The sequence below is a fragment of the Pseudokineococcus basanitobsidens genome, from assembly GCF_037482545.1.
Lineage (GTDB): Bacteria > Actinomycetota > Actinomycetes > Actinomycetales > Quadrisphaeraceae > Pseudokineococcus > Pseudokineococcus basanitobsidens.
On sequence record NZ_JBBIAA010000002.1, the window covers coordinates 261,088 to 278,242 of the forward strand.

Annotated in this window: 21 protein-coding genes; 20 read left to right on the forward strand and 1 reads right to left on the reverse strand. The window is 75.2% G+C overall.

What is annotated here, in order from left to right; translation table 11 throughout:
• The first annotated feature begins 36 nt into the window (after positions 1–36).
• The 20 genes from rpsE (at position 37) to WDZ17_RS03615 (ending at position 16,071) form a co-directional block, all read left to right on the forward strand.
• Positions 37–654, forward strand: a complete 618-nt coding sequence (gene rpsE / locus WDZ17_RS03520) for a 30S ribosomal protein S5 (RefSeq protein WP_339573743.1) — start codon at positions 37–39, stop codon at positions 652–654.
• Positions 654–836 (forward strand): 50S ribosomal protein L30, encoded by a 183-nt coding sequence (gene rpmD / locus WDZ17_RS03525; protein WP_339573744.1) that lies wholly within the window; start codon positions 654–656, stop codon positions 834–836. Before rpsE ends, rpmD begins: the two co-directional genes overlap by 1 nt.
• A 2-nt stretch (positions 837–838) precedes the next feature.
• Complete coding sequence (gene rplO / locus WDZ17_RS03530; protein ID WP_422631793.1) at positions 839–1,318, forward strand: 50S ribosomal protein L15; 480 nt, start codon at positions 839–841, stop codon at positions 1,316–1,318.
• Positions 1,319–1,559: 241 nt separating this feature from the next.
• Positions 1,560–2,855, forward strand: a complete 1,296-nt coding sequence (gene secY, locus WDZ17_RS03535) for a preprotein translocase subunit SecY (protein ID WP_339573745.1) — start codon at positions 1,560–1,562, stop codon at positions 2,853–2,855.
• Positions 2,855–3,418, forward strand: coding sequence for an adenylate kinase (locus WDZ17_RS03540; RefSeq protein WP_339573746.1), 564 nt, complete (start codon positions 2,855–2,857; stop codon positions 3,416–3,418). Before secY ends, WDZ17_RS03540 begins: the two co-directional genes overlap by 1 nt.
• 8 nt (positions 3,419–3,426) lie before the next feature.
• Positions 3,427–4,251, forward strand: coding sequence for a type I methionyl aminopeptidase (gene map / locus WDZ17_RS03545; RefSeq protein ID WP_422631808.1), 825 nt, complete (start codon positions 3,427–3,429; stop codon positions 4,249–4,251).
• A gap of 253 nt (positions 4,252–4,504) precedes the next feature.
• Positions 4,505–4,726 (forward strand): translation initiation factor IF-1, encoded by a 222-nt coding sequence (gene infA, locus WDZ17_RS03550; protein WP_123379890.1) that lies wholly within the window; start codon positions 4,505–4,507, stop codon positions 4,724–4,726.
• 148 nt (positions 4,727–4,874) lie between these two features.
• On the forward strand, positions 4,875–4,988 hold the full coding sequence (gene rpmJ, locus WDZ17_RS03555; RefSeq protein ID WP_030903823.1) for a 50S ribosomal protein L36: 114 nt from the start codon (positions 4,875–4,877) through the stop codon (positions 4,986–4,988).
• Between the two features lie 199 nt (positions 4,989–5,187).
• Complete coding sequence (gene rpsM / locus WDZ17_RS03560; protein WP_339573748.1) at positions 5,188–5,568, forward strand: 30S ribosomal protein S13; 381 nt, start codon at positions 5,188–5,190, stop codon at positions 5,566–5,568.
• Positions 5,569–5,712: 144 nt separating this feature from the next.
• Positions 5,713–6,120 (forward strand): 30S ribosomal protein S11, encoded by a 408-nt coding sequence (gene rpsK / locus WDZ17_RS03565; RefSeq protein ID WP_339573749.1) that lies wholly within the window; start codon positions 5,713–5,715, stop codon positions 6,118–6,120.
• 34 nt (positions 6,121–6,154) lie between these two features.
• Positions 6,155–6,781: a 30S ribosomal protein S4 gene (rpsD, locus tag WDZ17_RS03570; protein ID WP_339573750.1), complete on the forward strand. Its 627-nt coding sequence runs from the start codon at positions 6,155–6,157 to the stop codon at positions 6,779–6,781.
• Positions 6,782–6,959: 178 nt separating this feature from the next.
• A complete protein-coding gene (locus WDZ17_RS03575) occupies positions 6,960–7,979 on the forward strand; it encodes a DNA-directed RNA polymerase subunit alpha (protein WP_339573751.1) in 1,020 nt (339 codons plus the stop codon).
• A 66-nt stretch (positions 7,980–8,045) separates the two neighbouring features.
• The gene (gene rplQ / locus WDZ17_RS03580; RefSeq protein ID WP_339573752.1) at positions 8,046–8,765 is read left to right on the forward strand and encodes a 50S ribosomal protein L17; all 720 of its coding nucleotides are present in this window, start codon (positions 8,046–8,048) and stop codon (positions 8,763–8,765) included.
• 61 nt (positions 8,766–8,826) lie between these two features.
• Positions 8,827–9,822, forward strand: coding sequence for a tRNA pseudouridine synthase A (locus WDZ17_RS03585; RefSeq protein ID WP_422631809.1), 996 nt, complete (start codon positions 8,827–8,829; stop codon positions 9,820–9,822).
• A complete protein-coding gene (locus WDZ17_RS03590) occupies positions 9,806–10,390 on the forward strand; it encodes a DUF5709 domain-containing protein (RefSeq protein ID WP_339573754.1) in 585 nt (194 codons plus the stop codon). Before WDZ17_RS03585 ends, WDZ17_RS03590 begins: the two co-directional genes overlap by 17 nt.
• A 79-nt stretch (positions 10,391–10,469) precedes the next feature.
• Positions 10,470–12,218 (forward strand): ATP-binding cassette domain-containing protein, encoded by a 1,749-nt coding sequence (locus WDZ17_RS03595; protein WP_339573755.1) that lies wholly within the window; start codon positions 10,470–10,472, stop codon positions 12,216–12,218.
• 193 nt (positions 12,219–12,411) lie between these two features.
• Positions 12,412–12,855, forward strand: a complete 444-nt coding sequence (gene rplM / locus WDZ17_RS03600) for a 50S ribosomal protein L13 (RefSeq protein WP_339573756.1) — start codon at positions 12,412–12,414, stop codon at positions 12,853–12,855.
• A 43-nt stretch (positions 12,856–12,898) separates the two neighbouring features.
• Entirely contained in the window at positions 12,899–13,411 is a 513-nt protein-coding gene (gene rpsI, locus WDZ17_RS03605) for a 30S ribosomal protein S9 (RefSeq protein ID WP_422631794.1), read from the forward strand.
• 161 nt (positions 13,412–13,572) lie between these two features.
• Positions 13,573–14,928 (forward strand): phosphoglucosamine mutase, encoded by a 1,356-nt coding sequence (gene glmM / locus WDZ17_RS03610; RefSeq protein WP_339573757.1) that lies wholly within the window; start codon positions 13,573–13,575, stop codon positions 14,926–14,928.
• Between the two features lie 69 nt (positions 14,929–14,997).
• Positions 14,998–16,071, forward strand: coding sequence for a GNAT family N-acetyltransferase (locus WDZ17_RS03615; RefSeq protein WP_339573758.1), 1,074 nt, complete (start codon positions 14,998–15,000; stop codon positions 16,069–16,071).
• Between the two features lie 20 nt (positions 16,072–16,091).
• Here WDZ17_RS03615 and coaA read toward each other — a convergent pair whose 3' ends face one another.
• Entirely contained in the window at positions 16,092–17,033 is a 942-nt protein-coding gene (gene coaA / locus WDZ17_RS03620) for a type I pantothenate kinase (protein WP_339573759.1), read from the reverse strand.
• Positions 17,034–17,155 lie beyond the last annotated feature (122 nt).

Genomic DNA, 17,155 nt, shown 5'->3' on the forward strand with positions numbered 1-17,155 from the left:
CACCTGACGCGAGACACGAGAGAGAAGAGACCAGACATGCCTGGACCCCAGCGCCGCGGCGCCGGTGGCGGCACGGGTGGGCCCGGCGGCAGCGACCGCAGGGACCGTCGTGACGGCCGCCGGGGCGAGCCCGCGGACCGCAACCAGTTCCTCGAGCGCGTGGTGACGATCAACCGCGTCTCCAAGGTCGTCAAGGGCGGTCGACGCTTCAGCTTCACCGCGCTCGTCGTCGTGGGCGACGGCGACGGCAGCGTCGGCGTCGGCTACGGCAAGGCCAAGGAGGTGCCCGCGGCGATCGCGAAGGGCGTGGAGGAGGCCAAGAAGGCGTTCTTCCGGGTCCCGCGCGCCCAGGGCACCATCCCGCACCCCGTCACGGGCGAGGCGGCGGCCGGCGTGGTGCTGCTGCGCCCGGCGTCGCCCGGTACCGGCGTGATCGCCGGCGGTCCCGTCCGCGCGGTCCTGGAGTGCGCGGGCGTCCACGACGTCCTCACCAAGTCGCTCGGCTCGAGCAACGCCATCAACATCGTGCACGCCACCGTGGCCGCCCTGAAGGGCCTCGAGCGGCCGGAGTCCGTCGCGGCCCGCCGTGGCAAGACGCTGGACGAGGTCGCCCCCGCGGCTCTCGTGCGGGCGATGTCGGGGACGGCGTCCTGATGGCGCGTCTCCAGGTGACCCAGACCCGCTCCCCGATCGGGGGCACCCAGAACCAGCGCGACACGCTGCGCAGCCTCGGGCTCAAGCGGATCGGGCAGGTCGTCGTCAAGGACGACCGGCCCGAGATCCGCGGGATGGTCACGACCGTGCAGCACCTCGTGTCGCTCGAGGAGGTCGACTGACCATGGCGGACGACACCACCGGTACCGAGGGCGGGCGCGCGCGGGCCCTGAAGGTCCACCACCTGCGCCCTGCCCCCGGGGCGCGGACGGCCAAGACCCGTGTCGGTCGCGGCGAGGCCAGCAAGGGCAAGACGGCCGGTCGCGGCACGAAGGGCACGAAGGCCCGCTACCAGGTCTCCGCCGGCTTCGAGGGCGGCCAGACCCCGCTGCACATGCGGCTGCCGAAGCTCCGTGGCTTCCACAACCCGTTCGGGACCACCTACCAGGTGGTCAACCTGGACCGGCTCTCCGAGCTGTTCCCGGACGGCGGCGCGGTGGGCGTCGAGGAGATGGTCTCGGCGGGCGCCGTGCGCAAGAACCAGAAGGTCAAGGTCCTCGGCCAGGGGAGCGCGGACGTGGCGCTCCAGGTCAGCGCCCACGCCTTCTCCGCCTCCGCGGTCGAGAAGATCGCCGCCGCGGGCGGCAGCACGACCAGGCTCTGACCCGTCGCGGGGGCCCGCCGTCCTGACCCGGGCGGCGGGGCCTCGCGCGCTCGCGACCGCCCCTGCCGAGCAGGCGTGCCGACGGCGCAGGCCCGTGACGACGACGGGACCGTCCCGTGCGCCCGGTAGTGTCCGATCCCGGTGCCCCGCTCCCGGGCAGGGGCCGACCTGACCGCACCGACTCCCGACGCCGACGCGGCGCGGGCGCGGCGACCGCCCCCCGGGGCGATCTGGAGGAGACGTGCTCAGCGCATTCGTGCGGGCCTTCCGCACGCCGGACCTGCGGCGCAAGCTGCTGTTCACGGCGGGCATCATGGCGATCTTCCGCCTCGGGTCCTTCGTGCCGGTGCCCGGCGTCAGCTACGCGAACGTCCAGCAGTGCCTGGCGACGTCGGCGTCGTCCAACGACCTGCTCGGGCTCGTCAACCTGTTCAGCGGAGGAGCGCTCCTCCAGCTCTCGGTGTTCGCGCTCGGGATCATGCCGTACATCACCGCAAGCATCATCACGCAGCTGCTGACGGTCGTGATCCCCCGCTTCGAGGAGCTGAAGAAGGAGGGGCAGTCCGGCCAGGCGAAGCTGACGCAGTACACGCGGTACCTGACCATCGCCCTGGCGGTCCTGCAGTCCTCCACCTACATCGCCGTGGCCCGCGCCGGGCAGCTGTTCCCCGGCTGCACCGCCGAGGTGATCCCGGGCGACTCCGTCGTGACGATCGTCCTCATGGTCGTCACGATGACGGCGGGCACGGGCCTGATCATGTGGATGGGCGAGCTCATCACCGAGCGCGGGGTCGGGAACGGCATGTCCCTGCTGATCTTCACCTCGATCGCCGCCAGCTTCCCGGGCCAGCTGTGGAGCATCGGCCAGAGCCGCGGCTTCGGCGTGCTCGCTGGCGTCGTCGCGGTCGGGCTCGTCATCGTCGCGCTGGTCGTCTTCGTCGAGCAGTCCCAGCGGCGTGTCCCGGTGCAGTACGCCAAGCGCATGGTCGGTCGTCGGATGTACGGCGGGACGAGCACCTACATCCCGATCAAGGTCAACATGGCCGGCGTCATCCCGGTCATCTTCGCCTCCTCCCTGCTCTACCTGCCCGCGCTGGTCGCGCAGTTCAACGACCCGCAGTCCTCGTGGGTGCAGTGGGTCAACGCCAACCTGGTGCAGCAGAGCAGCACCCTCTACATCGTGCTGTACCTGCTGCTGATCGTGTTCTTCACGTACTTCTACGTGGGCATCACGTTCAACCCGGACGAGGTCAGCGACAACATCAAGCGGGTCGGCGGGTTCATCCCGGGCGTGCGCGCCGGTCGTCCGACCGCCGAGTACCTCGACCACGTGCTGACCCGCATCACCCTGCCCGGTGCCGTCTACCTGGCCTTCGTGGCGGCCATCCCGCTCGTCGCCCTCGTCGCGGTGGACGCGACGCAGAGCTTCCCCTTCGGCGGCACGTCCATCCTGATCGTCGTGGGGGTCGGGCTGGAGACCGTCAAGCAGATCGAGTCCCAGCTCCAGCAGCGCAACTACGAGGGCTTCCTGCGGTGATGCTCGTGCTGCTGGGGCCGCCCGGGGCGGGCAAGGGGACGCAGGCGGCTCGCCTGGCCGTCGAGCTCGACGTGCCCGCGATCTCGACCGGCGACATCTTCCGCGCCAACGTCAGCGAGGGCACCGAGCTGGGACGGACGGCGCAGTCGTACATGGACGAGGGGGAGTACGTCCCCGACGCCGTGACCAACGCGATGGTGCGCGACCGGCTGGGCGCCGAGGACGCGGCCGAGGGCTTCCTCCTCGACGGCTACCCGAGGACGCCGGCCCAGGTGGACGAGCTCGACGCCATGCTGGCCGCGGCGGGAGCCGGTCTCGACTGCGTCGTCCAGCTCACGGTGGACACCGACGAGGTGGTCAAGCGTCTCGCCCAGCGGGCGGGCGAGCAGCACCGCAGCGACGACGGCGAGGCCGTGCAGCGGCACCGGCTCGAGGTCTACGAGGCGCAGACGGCACCGCTCGTCGACGTCTACGCGCGCCGGGGGCTGCTGCGCCCGGTCGACGGCATGGGTCCGGTCCCCGAGGTGACCGGGCGGGTCCTGGCCGCGCTGGGACGGGGCTGAGCGTGGGCCTGCTCCGCCGCGAGCGGGTCGAGTGGAAGACGCCGGACCAGGTGCGGCTCATGCGGGGGGCCGGCCTGGTCGTCGCCGACGCGCTCGCCGCCGTGCGGGACGCCGTCGCCCCGGGCGTGAGCACGCGCGACCTCGACGCGGTGGCGGAGCGGGTGATCCGGTCGGCGGGCGCGGTGCCCTCCTTCCTGGGCTACCAGGGCTTCCCGGCGTCGCTGTGCGTCTCGGTGAACGAGCAGGTGGTCCACGGCATCCCGGGCGAGCGCCTCCTCGCCGACGGCGACCTCGTCTCGGTGGACTGCGGGGCCGTCCTGGAGGGCTGGCACGGCGACGCGGCGTTCAGCACCGTCGTGGACGGCGCGGGCGGGGCCGTGGACCCGGAGGACGTCGCGCTCGTCGAGGCGACGGAGGCGGCGATGTGGGCGGGTCTCGCGGCGCTGGCGCGGGCCGAGCGCCTCGGCGAGGTGGGCGCCGCCGTCGAGGACTCGCTCGGGGGGCGCTACGGCGTGGTCGAGGGGTACGTGGGCCACGGGATCGGCACGGCCATGCACCAGCCGCCCGAGGTGCTCAACCACCGGAGCCGCGAGCGAGGCCCGAGGGTGCGGCCGGGCCTGTGCGTCGCCGTGGAGCCGATGGTGGTGCGCGGGGCGGCCGAGACGGACGTGCTCGCCGACGACTGGACCGTGGTGACGACGGACGGCTCGCGCGCGGCCCACTGGGAGAGCACGGTCGCCGTCGTCGACGGCGGCGTCTGGGTGCTGACGGCGCACGACGGCGGCGCGGCCGGCCTCGCGCGGCACGGCCTGGTGCCGACGCCGCTCGCGTGAGCACCGGCGGCGACGTCGGGACGATTTCGCGTGGGGACGGGCCTCGCGTAGGCTGCCCCGTCGGTGCACGAGCGCGCACCCCTGCCCACGTCCTCGCCCCGCGGCTGGTTCGGCGAGGACGTCCCCGGTCCGCCCCCCTCGGGCGGTCGGCACGGGCCCGTCAGGCGCGCACGGCACCGCGAGACGAACCGGGTAGCCGGACACGACTGCGACGGGTCGCGCCTGCGGGCGCTCCCGCACCGAGCGGAGGGCAATGGCCAAGAAGGACGGGGTCATCGAGATCGAGGGCGCCGTGGTGGAGGCGCTGCCGAACGCCATGTTCCGCGTGGAGCTGAGCAACGGCCACAAGGTCCTCGCGCACATCTCGGGGAAGATGCGTCAGCACTACATCCGGATCCTCCCCGAGGACCGTGTGGTGGTGGAGCTCAGCCCGTACGACCTCACCCGCGGCCGGATCGTCTACCGCTACAAGTGACCGGTCGGACCGTGCGACGACCCACGTCGTGCGTCCACCACGAGCCCCCGGGCACGTCGCCCCGCCGCGCCCCGGCGGGGACGGTCGGACCCACCAGCCCCACGAGCACCGACGTCCCGGCACCCCGGGCCCGCGGTGGAGGACAGCCATGAAGGTCAAGCCGAGCGTCAAGAAGATCTGCGACAAGTGCAAGGTGATCCGCCGCAACGGGCGGGTCATGGTCATCTGCGACAACCTGCGCCACAAGCAGCGCCAGGGCTGATCGCACCGGCGCCGCCGTCCGGCGGCACCGGTACCGCAGCACCCGACCCCGCGTCGACGCGGGTCCCTCAGGGGGCCCGCCCGAGCCGACGCGGACGTCACCCCCCGCCCGGAGGCGGGGGACCCGCTCGCCCGCACGACGGGGGCGTCGCGGGAGCGGTGCTGCACCACACCTCCGGCAGAGCACCAGGAGCACCGCGATGGCACGCATCGTCGGCGTCGACCTCCCGCGCGAGAAGCGCCTCGAGGTCGCGCTCACGTACATCTTCGGCGTCGGGCGCACCCGCGCCCTCGAGACGCTCGCCGCGACGGGCGTCAGCCCGGACGTCCGCGTCAAGGACATGACCGAGGACGACCAGGTCAAGATCCGCGACCACATCGAGCAGGCCTACCAGGTGGAGGGCGACCTGCGCCGCGAGGTGGCCGCCGACATCCGCCGCAAGGTCGAGATCGGCTGCTACGAGGGTCTGCGGCACCGCCGGGGCCTGCCGGTGCGCGGCCAGCGCACCAAGACCAACGCGCGCACCCGCAAGGGACCGAAGCGCACGGTGGCCGGCAAGAAGAAGGTCGCCCGCAAGTAGTCCCGCCGCCCGCCGCCTCGCGCGAGGACGGCGGGCCGCCCCGTGCGCCGCAGCGCCCGGGGCCCGGCTCCCAGACCCGCGCCGACGCCCCCAGCCGCGGGGCGCCCCGGCCCGCACGTCCGACGTCCAGGAGAGAACCAGCCCATGCCCCCGAAGACCCGAGCCGCCGGCGGAGCCCGCCGGACGCGCCGCAAGGAGAAGAAGAACGTCTCCGCCGGCCAGGCGCACATCAAGAGCACCTTCAACAACACGATCGTCTCGATCACGGACCCCACGGGTGCGGTGATCTCCTGGGCCTCCGCGGGCCAGGTCGGCTTCAAGGGCTCGCGCAAGTCGACGCCCTTCGCCGCGCAGATGGCCGCCGAGGCCGCCGCCCGCCGTGCCCAGGAGCACGGCATGCGCAAGGTCGACGTCTTCGTCAAGGGCCCGGGCTCGGGCCGCGAGACGGCCATCCGCTCCCTCCAGGCCACCGGCCTGGAGGTGGGGACCATCCAGGACGTGACGCCGCAGGCCCACAACGGCTGCCGTCCGCCCAAGCGCCGGCGCGTCTGACCGCGGCCCGCGAGCGAGAAGAGAGAGAGCACCCATGGCGCGTTACACCGGGCCCGACTGCAAGCGCTGCCGGCGCGAGAAGCAGAAGCTGTACCTGAAGGGCGCGAAGTGCGACTCGGGCAAGTGCCCGATCGAGATCCGCCCCTACCCGCCGGGCGAGCACGGCCGCGGCCGCGTGAAGGAGAGCGAGTACCTCTCGCAGATGCGCGAGAAGCAGAAGTGCGCGCGCATCTACGGCGTCCTCGAGAAGCAGTTCCGCGGCTACTACGAGGAGGCCCAGGGCCGGGCCGGCCGTACGGGCGAGACCCTGCTGGCCATCCTGGAGATGCGGCTCGACAACGTCGTGTACCGGGCCGGCTTCGCCAAGTCCCGTGACGCGGCCCGCCAGGCGGTCCGGCACGGCCACATCCGGGTGAACGGGCAGAAGGTCGACATCCCCAGCGCCCGGGTCTCGCCGAACGACATCGTCGAGGTGCGCGAGAAGTCCCTGGAGATGACGCCCTTCGTCGTCGCGAAGGCCGAGCTCGAGGGCAAGACCTCGCCGGCGTGGCTGGAGGTCCAGGGCGACCGCATGCGCGCCCTCGTGCACGGCGTCCCGGCCCGCGCCGCGATCGACGTGCAGGTCCAGGAGCAGCTGATCGTCGAGTACTACTCGAAGTGACCCGCTCCCGACCCTGACAGACCGAAGGGCCGGTCCCCCCGCGGCAGCGGCGGGGGCCGGCCCGCACCCGCGCCGCCGACCACGGCGCCGCGGAGCCCGACGGGTGCGGCCGCGCCCGCCGGAGCAGCGCCCCCTGGGGTCATATGGCGGACCCCGCGCCCGGAAGGACATCCTGCCCGTGCTCATCGCACAGCGCCCCACCCTGACCGAGGACCGCGTCGCCGAGCGCCGCTCGCGCTTCACCATCGAGCCGCTCGAGCCCGGCTTCGGCTACACCCTCGGCAACTCCCTGCGTCGCACGCTGCTCTCGTCGATCCCCGGCGCGGCGGTCACGAGCATCCGCATCGACGGCGTGCTGCACGAGTTCTCCACGATCCCCGGGGTCAAGGAGGACGTCACCGAGATCATCCTCAACATCAAGAGCCTGGTCGTCTCCAGCGAGCACGACGAGCCCGTGACCATGTACCTGCGCAAGCAGGGCCCGGGTGACGTCACGGCCGCGGACATCGCGCCGCCGGCCGGCGTCGAGGTCGCGGACACCGGCCTGCACATCGCCACGCTGAACGGCGACGGGCGGCTGGAGATGGAGCTGACGGTCGAGCGTGGCCGTGGCTACGTCTCGGCGGCCCAGAACAAGTCCGGCGACGCCGAGATCGGGCGCATCCCCGTCGACTCGATCTACTCGCCGGTGCTGAAGGTCACGTACAAGGTCGAGGCGACCCGCGTCGAGCAGCGCACCGACTTCGACCGGCTGGTCGTGGACGTCGAGACCAAGGCCTCGACCGTCCCCGCGGACGCCATGGCGTCCGCCGGCCGCACGCTCGTCGAGCTGTTCGGCCTGGCCCGCGAGCTCAACGTCGACGCCGAGGGCATCGACATGGGCCCGTCGCCGACGGACGCCGCCATGGCCGCGGACCTCGCGCTGCCGATCGAGGACCTCGACCTCACGGTCCGCAGCTACAACTGCCTCAAGCGCGAGGGCATCCACTCGGTCGGCGAGCTCGTCGCCCGCAGCGAGGCCGACCTCCTGGACATCCGCAACTTCGGCGCGAAGTCCATCGACGAGGTCAAGGTCAAGCTGGGGACCATGGGTCTGCAGCTCAAGGACAGCCCGCCCGGGTTCGACCCCAGCGCGGCCCTCGAGGCCTACGAGGGCGACGACGACGACGCGTCGTTCGCCGAGGACGAGCAGTACTGACCACCCGCCCAGTGCGGACGTCCGGGCGGTGCCCGGGCTGACGCACGGCCCACCCGAGGAGACACCATGCCCACCCCCACCAAGGGCCCGCGGCTCGGCGGCGGTCCGGCGCACGAGCGCCTGATCCTGGCCAACCTGGCCACCCAGCTGTTCGAGCACCGGAGCATCACGACGACGCAGGCCAAGGCGCGTCGGCTGCGGCCGTTCGCCGAGCGGCTGATCACCTTCGCCAAGCGCGGCGACCTCGCCTCGCGCCGCCGCGTCATGACGGTGGTCCGCGACAAGACCGTCGTGCACGAGCTCTTCACGGACATCGCCCCGCAGATGTCCGAGCGCGAGGGCGGCTACACGCGCACCACGAAGATCGGCCCGCGCAAGGGCGACAACGCCCCCATGGTCGTCATCGAGCTGGTGACCGAGGCGGTCTCCGCGCGTCAGGACGTCGTCCGCGAGGCGTCGGCGGCCACGGGCCGGGCGTCCCGGGACGCCGCCCGTGCGAGCGCGGCCGGTGCGGCCGACGTGCCCGTCGAGCAGGTGGACGAGCAGGACGCGGCGGCCCTGTCGCAGGCACGGGCCGAGGACGACGCCACGCAGGCGCAGGACGCGGCGGGTCGTGCGGACACCGAGGCGGCCGGCGACGCCACGGCGGACGCGGAGCAGGCGGCCGGCGACGCGCAGACGCTCGCCCCGGGGTCGCAGGACGCGGCGGACGCGGACGCCGCGGCCGACGCCGCGGACGAGGTCACGACGGCCGCCGAGGACGCCGAGAAGGACGCGCGCGGCTGAGCGTGGCCCGGTGAGCGTGCACGACGTGGAGCCCGCCGACCCCACCGGGGACGGCGGGCTCCTGCCGTCCCCGGAGCCCGGTGCGGTCGCGAACGCCGAGGCGCGGGGCGGCGTCGTCCGCGTGCGGCTCGACCTCGCCTACGACGGCGCCGGCTTCTCCGGCTGGGCGGCGCAGCCGGGCCGGCGCACGGTGGAGGGCGAGCTGACGGCGGCCCTGTCGCGGGTCCTGCGGTCCGCGCCCCCGAGGCTGGTGGTCGCCGGGCGCACGGACGCCGGGGTCTCGGCGCGCGGGCAGGCGGCGCACCTCGACCTCCCCGCCGACAGCTGGCGGTCGCTGCCCGGTCGGTCCGGAGGGCGTCCCGACGGGCCGGCACCGGGGGAGGCGCTGGTGCGGCGCCTGGCCGGCGTGCTGCCGGAGGACGTCGTCGTGCGGTCGGCCCGCCCGGCCCCGCCCGGCTTCGACGCGCGCTTCGGCGCGCTCAGCCGCCGGTACGCCTACCGCGTCGCGGACGGGGCGAGCGCGCGCGACCCGCTGCGCCGGGGGGAGGTGCTCGCCGTCCGCCGCCGGCTCGACGCGGCGGCGATGGACCGTGCGGCCGGCCTCCTGCTCGGCGAGCACGACTGGCTGCCCTTCTGCCGGCCGCGGGAGGGGGCGAGCACCGTCCGCACCCTGCTGCGCCACGGCTGGACGCGGGAGGAGGGCGGGGTGCTCGTCGCGGACGTCGAGGCCGACGCCTTCTGCCACCACATGGTCCGCTCGCTCGTCGGTGCCTGCCTCGCGGTGGGGGAGGGGCGCCGCGACGAGGGCTGGCCCGCGCGCGTGCTCGCGGCCGGGGTCCGGGACCCGGCCGTGGCGGTCGTCCCGGCGCGGGGGCTCGTCCTCGAGGAGGTCCGCTACCCGGACGACGAGGCGCTCGCCGCCCAGGCCCGGCGAGCCCGCACCCGGCGCGGACCCGTGCACGCACCCGGGGTGACGACGGCGGCGGGGCAGCCCTCTCCCCGGGTGGCCCCGGCCCGGCGGGCGGTGGCAGTGTCGCGCCATGAGCACGACACCTGACGAGTCCAGCGCCGTCGGCGACGACGTCTACCAGCCCGACGCCGGCGGCGTCGACGACGCCGCCGTGGAGCCCGACGTCCGCGACTACGACGACGAGAACAGCCTCGGCACCCCGACGCAGGACCAGACGCTCGACCAGGGCTACTCGCCCCCCGAGAAGCCGCGGGAGCTGGGCCGCACCGGCACCACGCTCGAGGAGCAGCGCGAGGGGGAGAGCCTTGACGAGCGGCTGTCCGAGGAGGTGCCGGACCCCGCGATGGCGGTGCCGGACCCCCTGGCCGAGGACCCGGGCCCCGTGCGGGAGGACGCCGAGATGTCCACGGGTGACGCCGACGACACGGCCGAGGCGGCCCTGCCGGGCACGGAGGCCGACCTCGACACCGACGGCGAGCTGCTCGACGACCAGGTGGGCGACGTGCGGGCCGGCCGGCTGGTCGACCCGTCCGGCGGCATCGGCCCGGACACCGAGAAGGACGAGGTCGCCCGGGACGCCGGCCTCGCCGGTGGGGCGGCGGGCGCCGAGGAGGCCGCGGTGCACGTGGTCGACGACCAGGACGCCCCCGCCTGAGCGGCTCACCGGGCGGGGCACGCACGGCGTGCCCCGTCCCCGTCCCTCCCGGGCTCCGCCGCGGGGGAGACTGCCGGGCGTGGGACACGTCGACCTGAGCCGGGTGGGGCTCGTACGCCCGGACGGGCGACCGCTCCTGCACGAGGTCTCCTTCCGCGTCGTGGAGGGGTCCGTGACGGCCCTCGTCGGGCCGAACGGCGTGGGCAAGAGCACGGTGCTCCGCCTCGTCGCGGGTGAGCAGGCGCCGGACGAGGGGGCGGTGAGCCGCTCGGGCGGCGTGGCGGTGCTGCGCCAGGACGTCGGCCGCGCCGGCCCGGGCGCCGAGGGCGTCGTGCGGGACCTGCTCGTGCAGACGTGCGCGCCGCGGCTGCGGGAGGCGCTGCTGGAGCTGGACGGGGCCGAGGCGGCGCTCCTGGAGCGCGAGGACGACGAGGCGGCGCAGATGCGCTACGCGCAGGCCGTCGTCGACGCCGGTGACGCGGGCGGCTACGAGGTCGAGGTCCGGTGGGACGCGCTGACGCGCTCCGCCCTCGGGCTCCCGTACGACCGGTGCCGCTGGCGGGCCCTGGGCACGCTGTCCGGGGGCCAGGCGAAGCGGCTCGCCGTCGAGGCGCTGCTCGCCGGGCCGGAGGAGGTCCTCGTGCTCGACGAGCCGGACAACTCCCTCGACGTGCCGACGAAGCGGTGGCTGGAGGACGCGCTCGCACGCACGCCGAAGGCCGTCCTGCTCGTCAGCCACGACCGGGAGGTGCTGGCGCGGACGGCCACCGCCGTGGTGGCGCTGGAGCCGGGCCCGCACGGCGCGCGCTCCTGGGTGCACGGCGGGGGCTTCGGCACCTGGCACGAGGCGCGACGGGCGCGGACCGAGCGCCTGGAGGAGCTGCGACGTCGCTGGGACGAGGAGCACGGCGCCCTGCGGGCGCTCGTCGTCTCCCTGCGGCAGAAGGCCACCTTCAACGACTCCCTGTCCTCGCGCTACCAGGCGGCGCGCACCCGGCTGGAGCGCTTCGAGGCGGCCGGGCCGCCGCCCGAGCCGCCGCAGCAGCGGTCGGTCCGGATGAGGCTGCGCGGAGGGCGCACGGGCCGCCGCGCCGTGGTCCTCGAGCGGCTCTCGGTCCCCGGCCTGCTGCAGCCGGCCGACCTCGAGGTGTGGTTCGGCGACCGGGTGGCGCTCCTCGGGCCGAACGGCTCCGGCAAGTCGCACCTGCTGCGCCTGCTCGCCGCCGGCGGGACCGACCCCGGCCCCGAGCACGCCCCCGCGACGTCCGACACCCCGCTCGAGCCGGTCCCCCACCACGGCACCGCCCGGCTCGGCGCGCGCGTGCGGCCCGGGTGGTTCTCCCAGCGCGACCGCGGAGCGGACGTGGCCACCGGTGCCGCCGGCCCGGGGGCGGGGCGGGGCTCCCCCACGCTGCTGGACGTCCTGCACCGGGGCGAGGGCGGGCGCGCGGGCCGAGGTCGCGAGGAGGCGAGCCGCGCGCTGGACCGGTACGGCCTGGCCGGTGCGGCCGAGCAACCCCCGGGACAGCTCTCCGGCGGGCAGCAGGCCCGGTTCCAGGTGCTGCTCCTCGAGCTGTCCGGGGCGACGCTGCTGCTGCTCGACGAGCCCACCGACGACCTCGACCTGGAGTCGGCCGAGGCGCTGGAGCAGGCGCTCGACACCTTCGAGGGGACCGTCGTCGCGGTCACCCACGACCGGTGGTTCGCGCGCGGGATGGACCGGTTCCTCGTCCTGGGGTCGGACGGGCGGCTCACCGAGGTGCCCGAGCCGGTGTGGGAGGCGCAGCCGGCCGAGGGGCTGCGGGCGAGGGCCTCCGGGCCGCTTTGACCCGCGCGCCGGGCTGCTCGTACAGTGAGGGCCACGTTCCGGGACGTGCCATGCCCTGAGCAGGCCACGTCCGCACCTCCTCCACCAGCACGCCCCGCGGCTGCGTCGCGCCGGGCAGGGCCCCCGGAGACGGTGCAGACCGGACAGGCCAGGCCCCGAGCGAGACGACACCGACAGGACGAAGGCAACGACCGTGCGCACGTTCTCCCCCAAGCCCGCTGACGTCGAGCGCCGCTGGCACGTCATCGACGCCAGCGACGTCGTCCTCGGCCGGCTCGCCACCCACACCGCCTCGCTGCTGCGCGGCAAGCACAAGACCGTGTTCGCGCCGCACGTGGACACCGGCGACTTCGTCGTCATCGTCAACGCGGACAAGGTCGCGCTCACGGGCAGCAAGCGCGAGCAGAAGATCGCCTACCGGCACTCGGGCTACCCGGGCGGCCTCAAGGCGACCTCCTACACCGAGCTGCTGGAGAAGAACCCGGAGAAGGCCGTCGAGAAGGCCGTCCGCGGGATGCTGCCGAAGACGAGCCTCGGCCGCGCGATGATCAAGAAGCTCAAGGTCTACTCGGGCCCGGCGCACCCGCACGACGCCCAGCAGCCGCAGCCCTTCCAGATCACCCAGGTCGCGCAGTAGTCACCTCGCGCCCGGCCCCGAACGCAGCTCCCGAGGAGACACCGTGACCACCAGCACCGACACCACCGCGTACCAGGACGGCGGCCTCGACACGACCGTCGAGACCGAGGACGTCAGCAGCTACACCAGCGAGTCCTCGTCCGTCGCCGGCAGCGGGCAGAGCATCGTCGCCCCCGGCATGGCCACCGGCCGCCGCAAGGAGGCCGTCGCGCGCGTCCGGATCTTCCCCGGCTCGGGCAACTACCTGGTCAACGGCCGCAGCCTGGCGGAGTACTTCCCGAACAAGGTGCACCAGCAGCTCGTGAACGACCCCTTCACGGTCACCGAGCTGCAGGGGCGCTTCGACGTCGTGGCCCGCATCGACGGCGGCGGGCCCTCGGGCCAGGCCGGCGCCCTGCGGCTGGGCATCGCGCGGTCCCTCAACGCGATCGACGAGGAGGCCAACCGCGCGGCCCTCAAGAAGGCCGGCTTCCTCACGCGGGACGCCCGCGTCAAGGAGCGCAAGAAGGCCGGTCTCAAGAAGGCCCGCAAGGCGCCCCAGTACTCCAAGCGCTGACCCGGACCGGGGCGGCAGGCGGCACGACCCGCCGTCGACCCCGGCGCCGCGACGAAGCCCCGGTGGCACCCGCCGCCGGGGCTTCGCCGCGTCCGGCGGGACGCGGCCGCCGGCCGTGGCGTCGCGGGGGCGGTGCACCGGACCCACCACCAGGAGGACACGTGGCCAGGCTCTTCGGCACCGACGGGGTGCGGGGCGTCGCGAACGTCGCCGTCACCGCGGAGCTCGCGCTCGACCTGTCCGTCGCGGCGGCGCACGTCCTCGCCGACCGCGGCGCCTTCGCCGGGCACCGGCCGCGGGCCGTCGTGGGCCGGGACCCGCGCGCCTCCGGGGAGTTCCTCGCGGCGGCGGTGACGGCAGGTCTCGCCAGCGCGGGCGTCGACGTGGACGACGTCGGCGTGGTGCCGACGCCGGCCGTGGCCGCGATCGTCGCCGCGACGGGCGCCGACCTCGGGGTCGTGCTGTCCGCCTCGCACAACCCGATGGCCGACAACGGCATCAAGTTCTTCGCCCGCGGGGGGCACAAGCTGCCCGACGACGTCGAGGACGCCATCGAGCGTCGCGTCGGCGAGCAGTGGGCACGGCCCACCGGCGCGGACGTGGGTCGGGTGCGCCGGGACGACGCCGCGGGACCAGGCTGGGCCCGACGCCTCGGCGAGGCGGCGCCGCACCGGCTGGACGGCCTGCGCGTGGTCGTGGACTGCGCGCACGGGGCGGCCAGCGTCCTCGGACCGCAGGCCCTCGCCGCGGCCGGCGCGGACGTCGTCGTGACCGCCGCCGCTCCCGACGGCGTGAACATCAACGACGGCGTCGGGTCGACCCACCCGGGCGCCCTGCAGGCGGCCGTGCTCGAGCACGGCGCGGACGCGGGCATCGCCTACGACGGGGACGCCGACCGCTGCCTCGCCGTGGACGCGGACGGTGCGCTGGTCGACGGGGACCAGATCATGGGCGTGCTCGCGCTCGGGCTCAAGGAGCGCGGCGCGCTCGCGGGGGACGTGCTCGTCACCACCGTCATGAGCAACCTCGGGCTGGTGCTGGCCATGGAGGCCGCCGGCATCCGCTGCGCCCGCACGGCCGTCGGCGACCGGTACGTGCTCGAGGAGATGCGGCGCGGCGGGTACACGCTCGGCGGCGAGCAGTCCGGCCACGTGCTGCTGCTGGACCACGCGACGACCGGGGACGGCGTGCTCACGTCCCTGCACCTGCTCGCCCGGGTCGCGCAGACGGGGCGTCCGCTGGCCGACCTCGCCGCCGGCATCCCCCGGCTGCCGCAGGTCCTCGTCAACGTCCCCGGGGTCGACCGCACCGCGGCGGGCAGCGACCCGGGGGTCCTCGACGCCGTGGCGGCGGCGGAGGCCGACCTGGGCGACACCGGTCGGGTCCTCCTGCGCCCGTCGGGCACCGAGCCGCTGGTCCGCGTCATGGTCGAGGCACCGACCGCGCAGACCGCCCGGTCGGTCGCCGAGCACCTCGCCGACGTCGTCCGCGAGCGGCTCGCGCTGCGCGAGGACTGACCGCCCGGGCGGGCGAAATCCGGTGGACCCGCCCGCCGCCGCCCGGAGCAGGGTCCAGGGGTGGACGGCGTGACGGTTCTCGAGACGGCCTGCGACGACCCCGGCCTCGCGGCGGGGTACGACGACTGGTGGGCGGCGCTGGACGCCGGGCTGCGGCACGACCTCCCGACGGCGTCCGTGTGGCCGCGGTCCGAGGCGCGGCTCCAGCTCGCGCACCCGGTGCCGTGGGAGGAGATGCGCGTCCTGCGCGCCGTCGACGGCGGCGGCGCGGTGGTCGGCGCCGGCTACGTCGACGTGCCGCTGCGCGACAACCTCGACCTCGTCTCCGCCGACCTCGCCGTCCCGCCCGCGCACCGGGGGCGCGGCGTCGGGGCGGCGCTCGCCCGTGCGGTCTGCGACGTCGCGGAGCGGCTCGGCCGGCCCCGGGTCCTCGGCGAGGTCGCCCTGCCGCTCGGTCAGGACCCGGCGACGTGGCCGGGCACCGCGGCGACGCGCCGGTGGGGCGCCACCCTCGGCGTCGCCGACGTGCGCCGGGAGCTGCCCCTGCCACCGGACGCGCGGGCGCTGCGGGACCTCGACCGGCTGCGGACGGACGCGCTGCGGCACGCCGGCGGCTACCGGTGGGAGGTGCTGCGGGGGGCGCCGTCGCCGCAGGACGCCGTCGCCGTCGCCGCCCTCTCCTCGCGGATGCTCCTGGAGGCGCCGCAGGACGACCTCGTCGTCGGGCCCGAGGACGTCGACGCCGACCGGGTCCTGGCCCGGCACGCGCGCGGCGAGAGGCTCGGCCGGCGGACGTGGACGGCGCTCGCCCGGCGCGACGACGGGGTGGTGGCCGCCTACTCGGTCCTGCAGCGCAGCGACCACGAGCCCGACGTGCTGCGGCAGGAGGACACGCTCGTCCTGCCCGAGCACCGGGGCCACCGCCTCGGGCTGCTGCTGAAGCTCGCGACGCTGGACGCCGCGCTCGCCGAGGGGCGGGCGCAGGGCTGGTCGTCGGGGCTGCGCCTCGTGCGTACGTGGAACGCCGCCTCCAACGGCCCGATGGTCGCCGTCAACGAGGCGATGGGCTTCCGGCCCGTCGAGGAGCTGCACGAGGTGCAGGCGGACGTCGCCGCCGTCCGCGCCGCGGTCGGCCGGGGCTGAGGCCCGCGGCCGGTCCCGCCTCAGACCTTGCGCAGCCGCACGCGCCGGACGGTGTGGTCGGCGTCCTTGGTCAGCACGAGCGAGGCGCGCCCCCGCGTCGGCAGCACGTTCTCGACGAGGTTCGGCTCGTTGACCGCGCCCCAGATCTGCCCGGCGAGGGCCTCGGCCTGCTCGTCGGTGAGGTCGGCGAAGCGGCGGAAGTAGGACTCCGGGCGGCTGAACGCCGTCTCCCGCAGCGACAGGAAGCGGTCGACGTACCAGCGGCGGACGTCGCTGGTGCGCGCGTCGACGTAGATGGTGAAGTCGAAGAAGTCGCCGACGGCGAGGCCCTGGCGGCCGTCGGAGCGCGGCCGTGCCGGCTGCAGGACGTTGAGGCCCTCCACGAGCAGCACGTCGGGCTGCCGGACGACGACCTCGGCGCCGGGGACGATGTCGTAGACGAGGTGGCTGTACAGCGGCGCCCGGACCTCGGCGACGCCGGACTTCACGGCCTGGACGAAGCGCAGCAGCGCGCGACGGTCGTAGGACTCGGGGAACCCCTTGCGCTGCAGCAGCCCCCGCCGCTCCAGCTCGGCGTTGGGGTGCAGGAACCCGTCCGTCGTCACGAGCTCGACCCGCGGGGTGCCGGGCCACCGGGCGAGGACCTCGCGCAGCACCCGCGCCGTCGTCGACTTGCCCACGGCCACCGAGCCGGCGACGCCGATGACGAACGTCGTCGGGCTCGTCCGCTCCCCGAGGAAGCCGGCGCGCGCGGCGTGCAGGGCGCGCGCGGCCTCCACGTACAGCTGCACGAGGCGGCTGAGGGGGACGTAGACCTCCTCCACCTCCGCGAGGTCGATGGGCTCGCCGAGGCCGCGCAGGCTCGCCAGGTCCTGCTCGGACAGGTGCAGCGGCGTCGCCGGCGCCAGCGCGCTCCAGGCGTCCCGGTCGAGCTCGACGTAGGGGGAGGGGTCGGCGGCCACGGGCGTGGATGCTGCCAGGCCGCGGGCCGGGGGCGGCGACGAGCCGCGGGGGCGGGGGCGGGGCGGCGGGCCGACCAGCGCGGCGGCCGGGGGCCGGGCGGGCGCGCACCTACGCTGGCACG

Bases quoted from the DNA above. Each gene is read 5' to 3' on its own strand.
- rpsE (WP_339573743.1), top strand. From the start codon at position 37: ATGCCTGGACCCCAGCGCCGCGGCGCCGGTGGCGGCACGGGTGGGCCC.
- rpmD (WP_339573744.1), top strand. From the start codon at position 654: ATGGCGCGTCTCCAGGTGACCCAGACCCGCTCCCCGATCGGGGGCACC.
- rplO (WP_422631793.1), top strand. From the start codon at position 839: ATGGCGGACGACACCACCGGTACCGAGGGCGGGCGCGCGCGGGCCCTG.
- WDZ17_RS03540 (WP_339573746.1), top strand. From the start codon at position 2,855: ATGCTCGTGCTGCTGGGGCCGCCCGGGGCGGGCAAGGGGACGCAGGCG.
- infA (WP_123379890.1), top strand. From the start codon at position 4,505: ATGGCCAAGAAGGACGGGGTCATCGAGATCGAGGGCGCCGTGGTGGAG.
- rpmJ (WP_030903823.1), top strand. From the start codon at position 4,875: ATGAAGGTCAAGCCGAGCGTCAAGAAGATCTGCGACAAGTGCAAGGTG.
- rpsM (WP_339573748.1), top strand. From the start codon at position 5,188: ATGGCACGCATCGTCGGCGTCGACCTCCCGCGCGAGAAGCGCCTCGAG.
- rpsK (WP_339573749.1), top strand. From the start codon at position 5,713: ATGCCCCCGAAGACCCGAGCCGCCGGCGGAGCCCGCCGGACGCGCCGC.
- rpsD (WP_339573750.1), top strand. From the start codon at position 6,155: ATGGCGCGTTACACCGGGCCCGACTGCAAGCGCTGCCGGCGCGAGAAG.
- rplQ (WP_339573752.1), top strand. From the start codon at position 8,046: ATGCCCACCCCCACCAAGGGCCCGCGGCTCGGCGGCGGTCCGGCGCAC.
- WDZ17_RS03590 (WP_339573754.1), top strand. From the start codon at position 9,806: ATGAGCACGACACCTGACGAGTCCAGCGCCGTCGGCGACGACGTCTAC.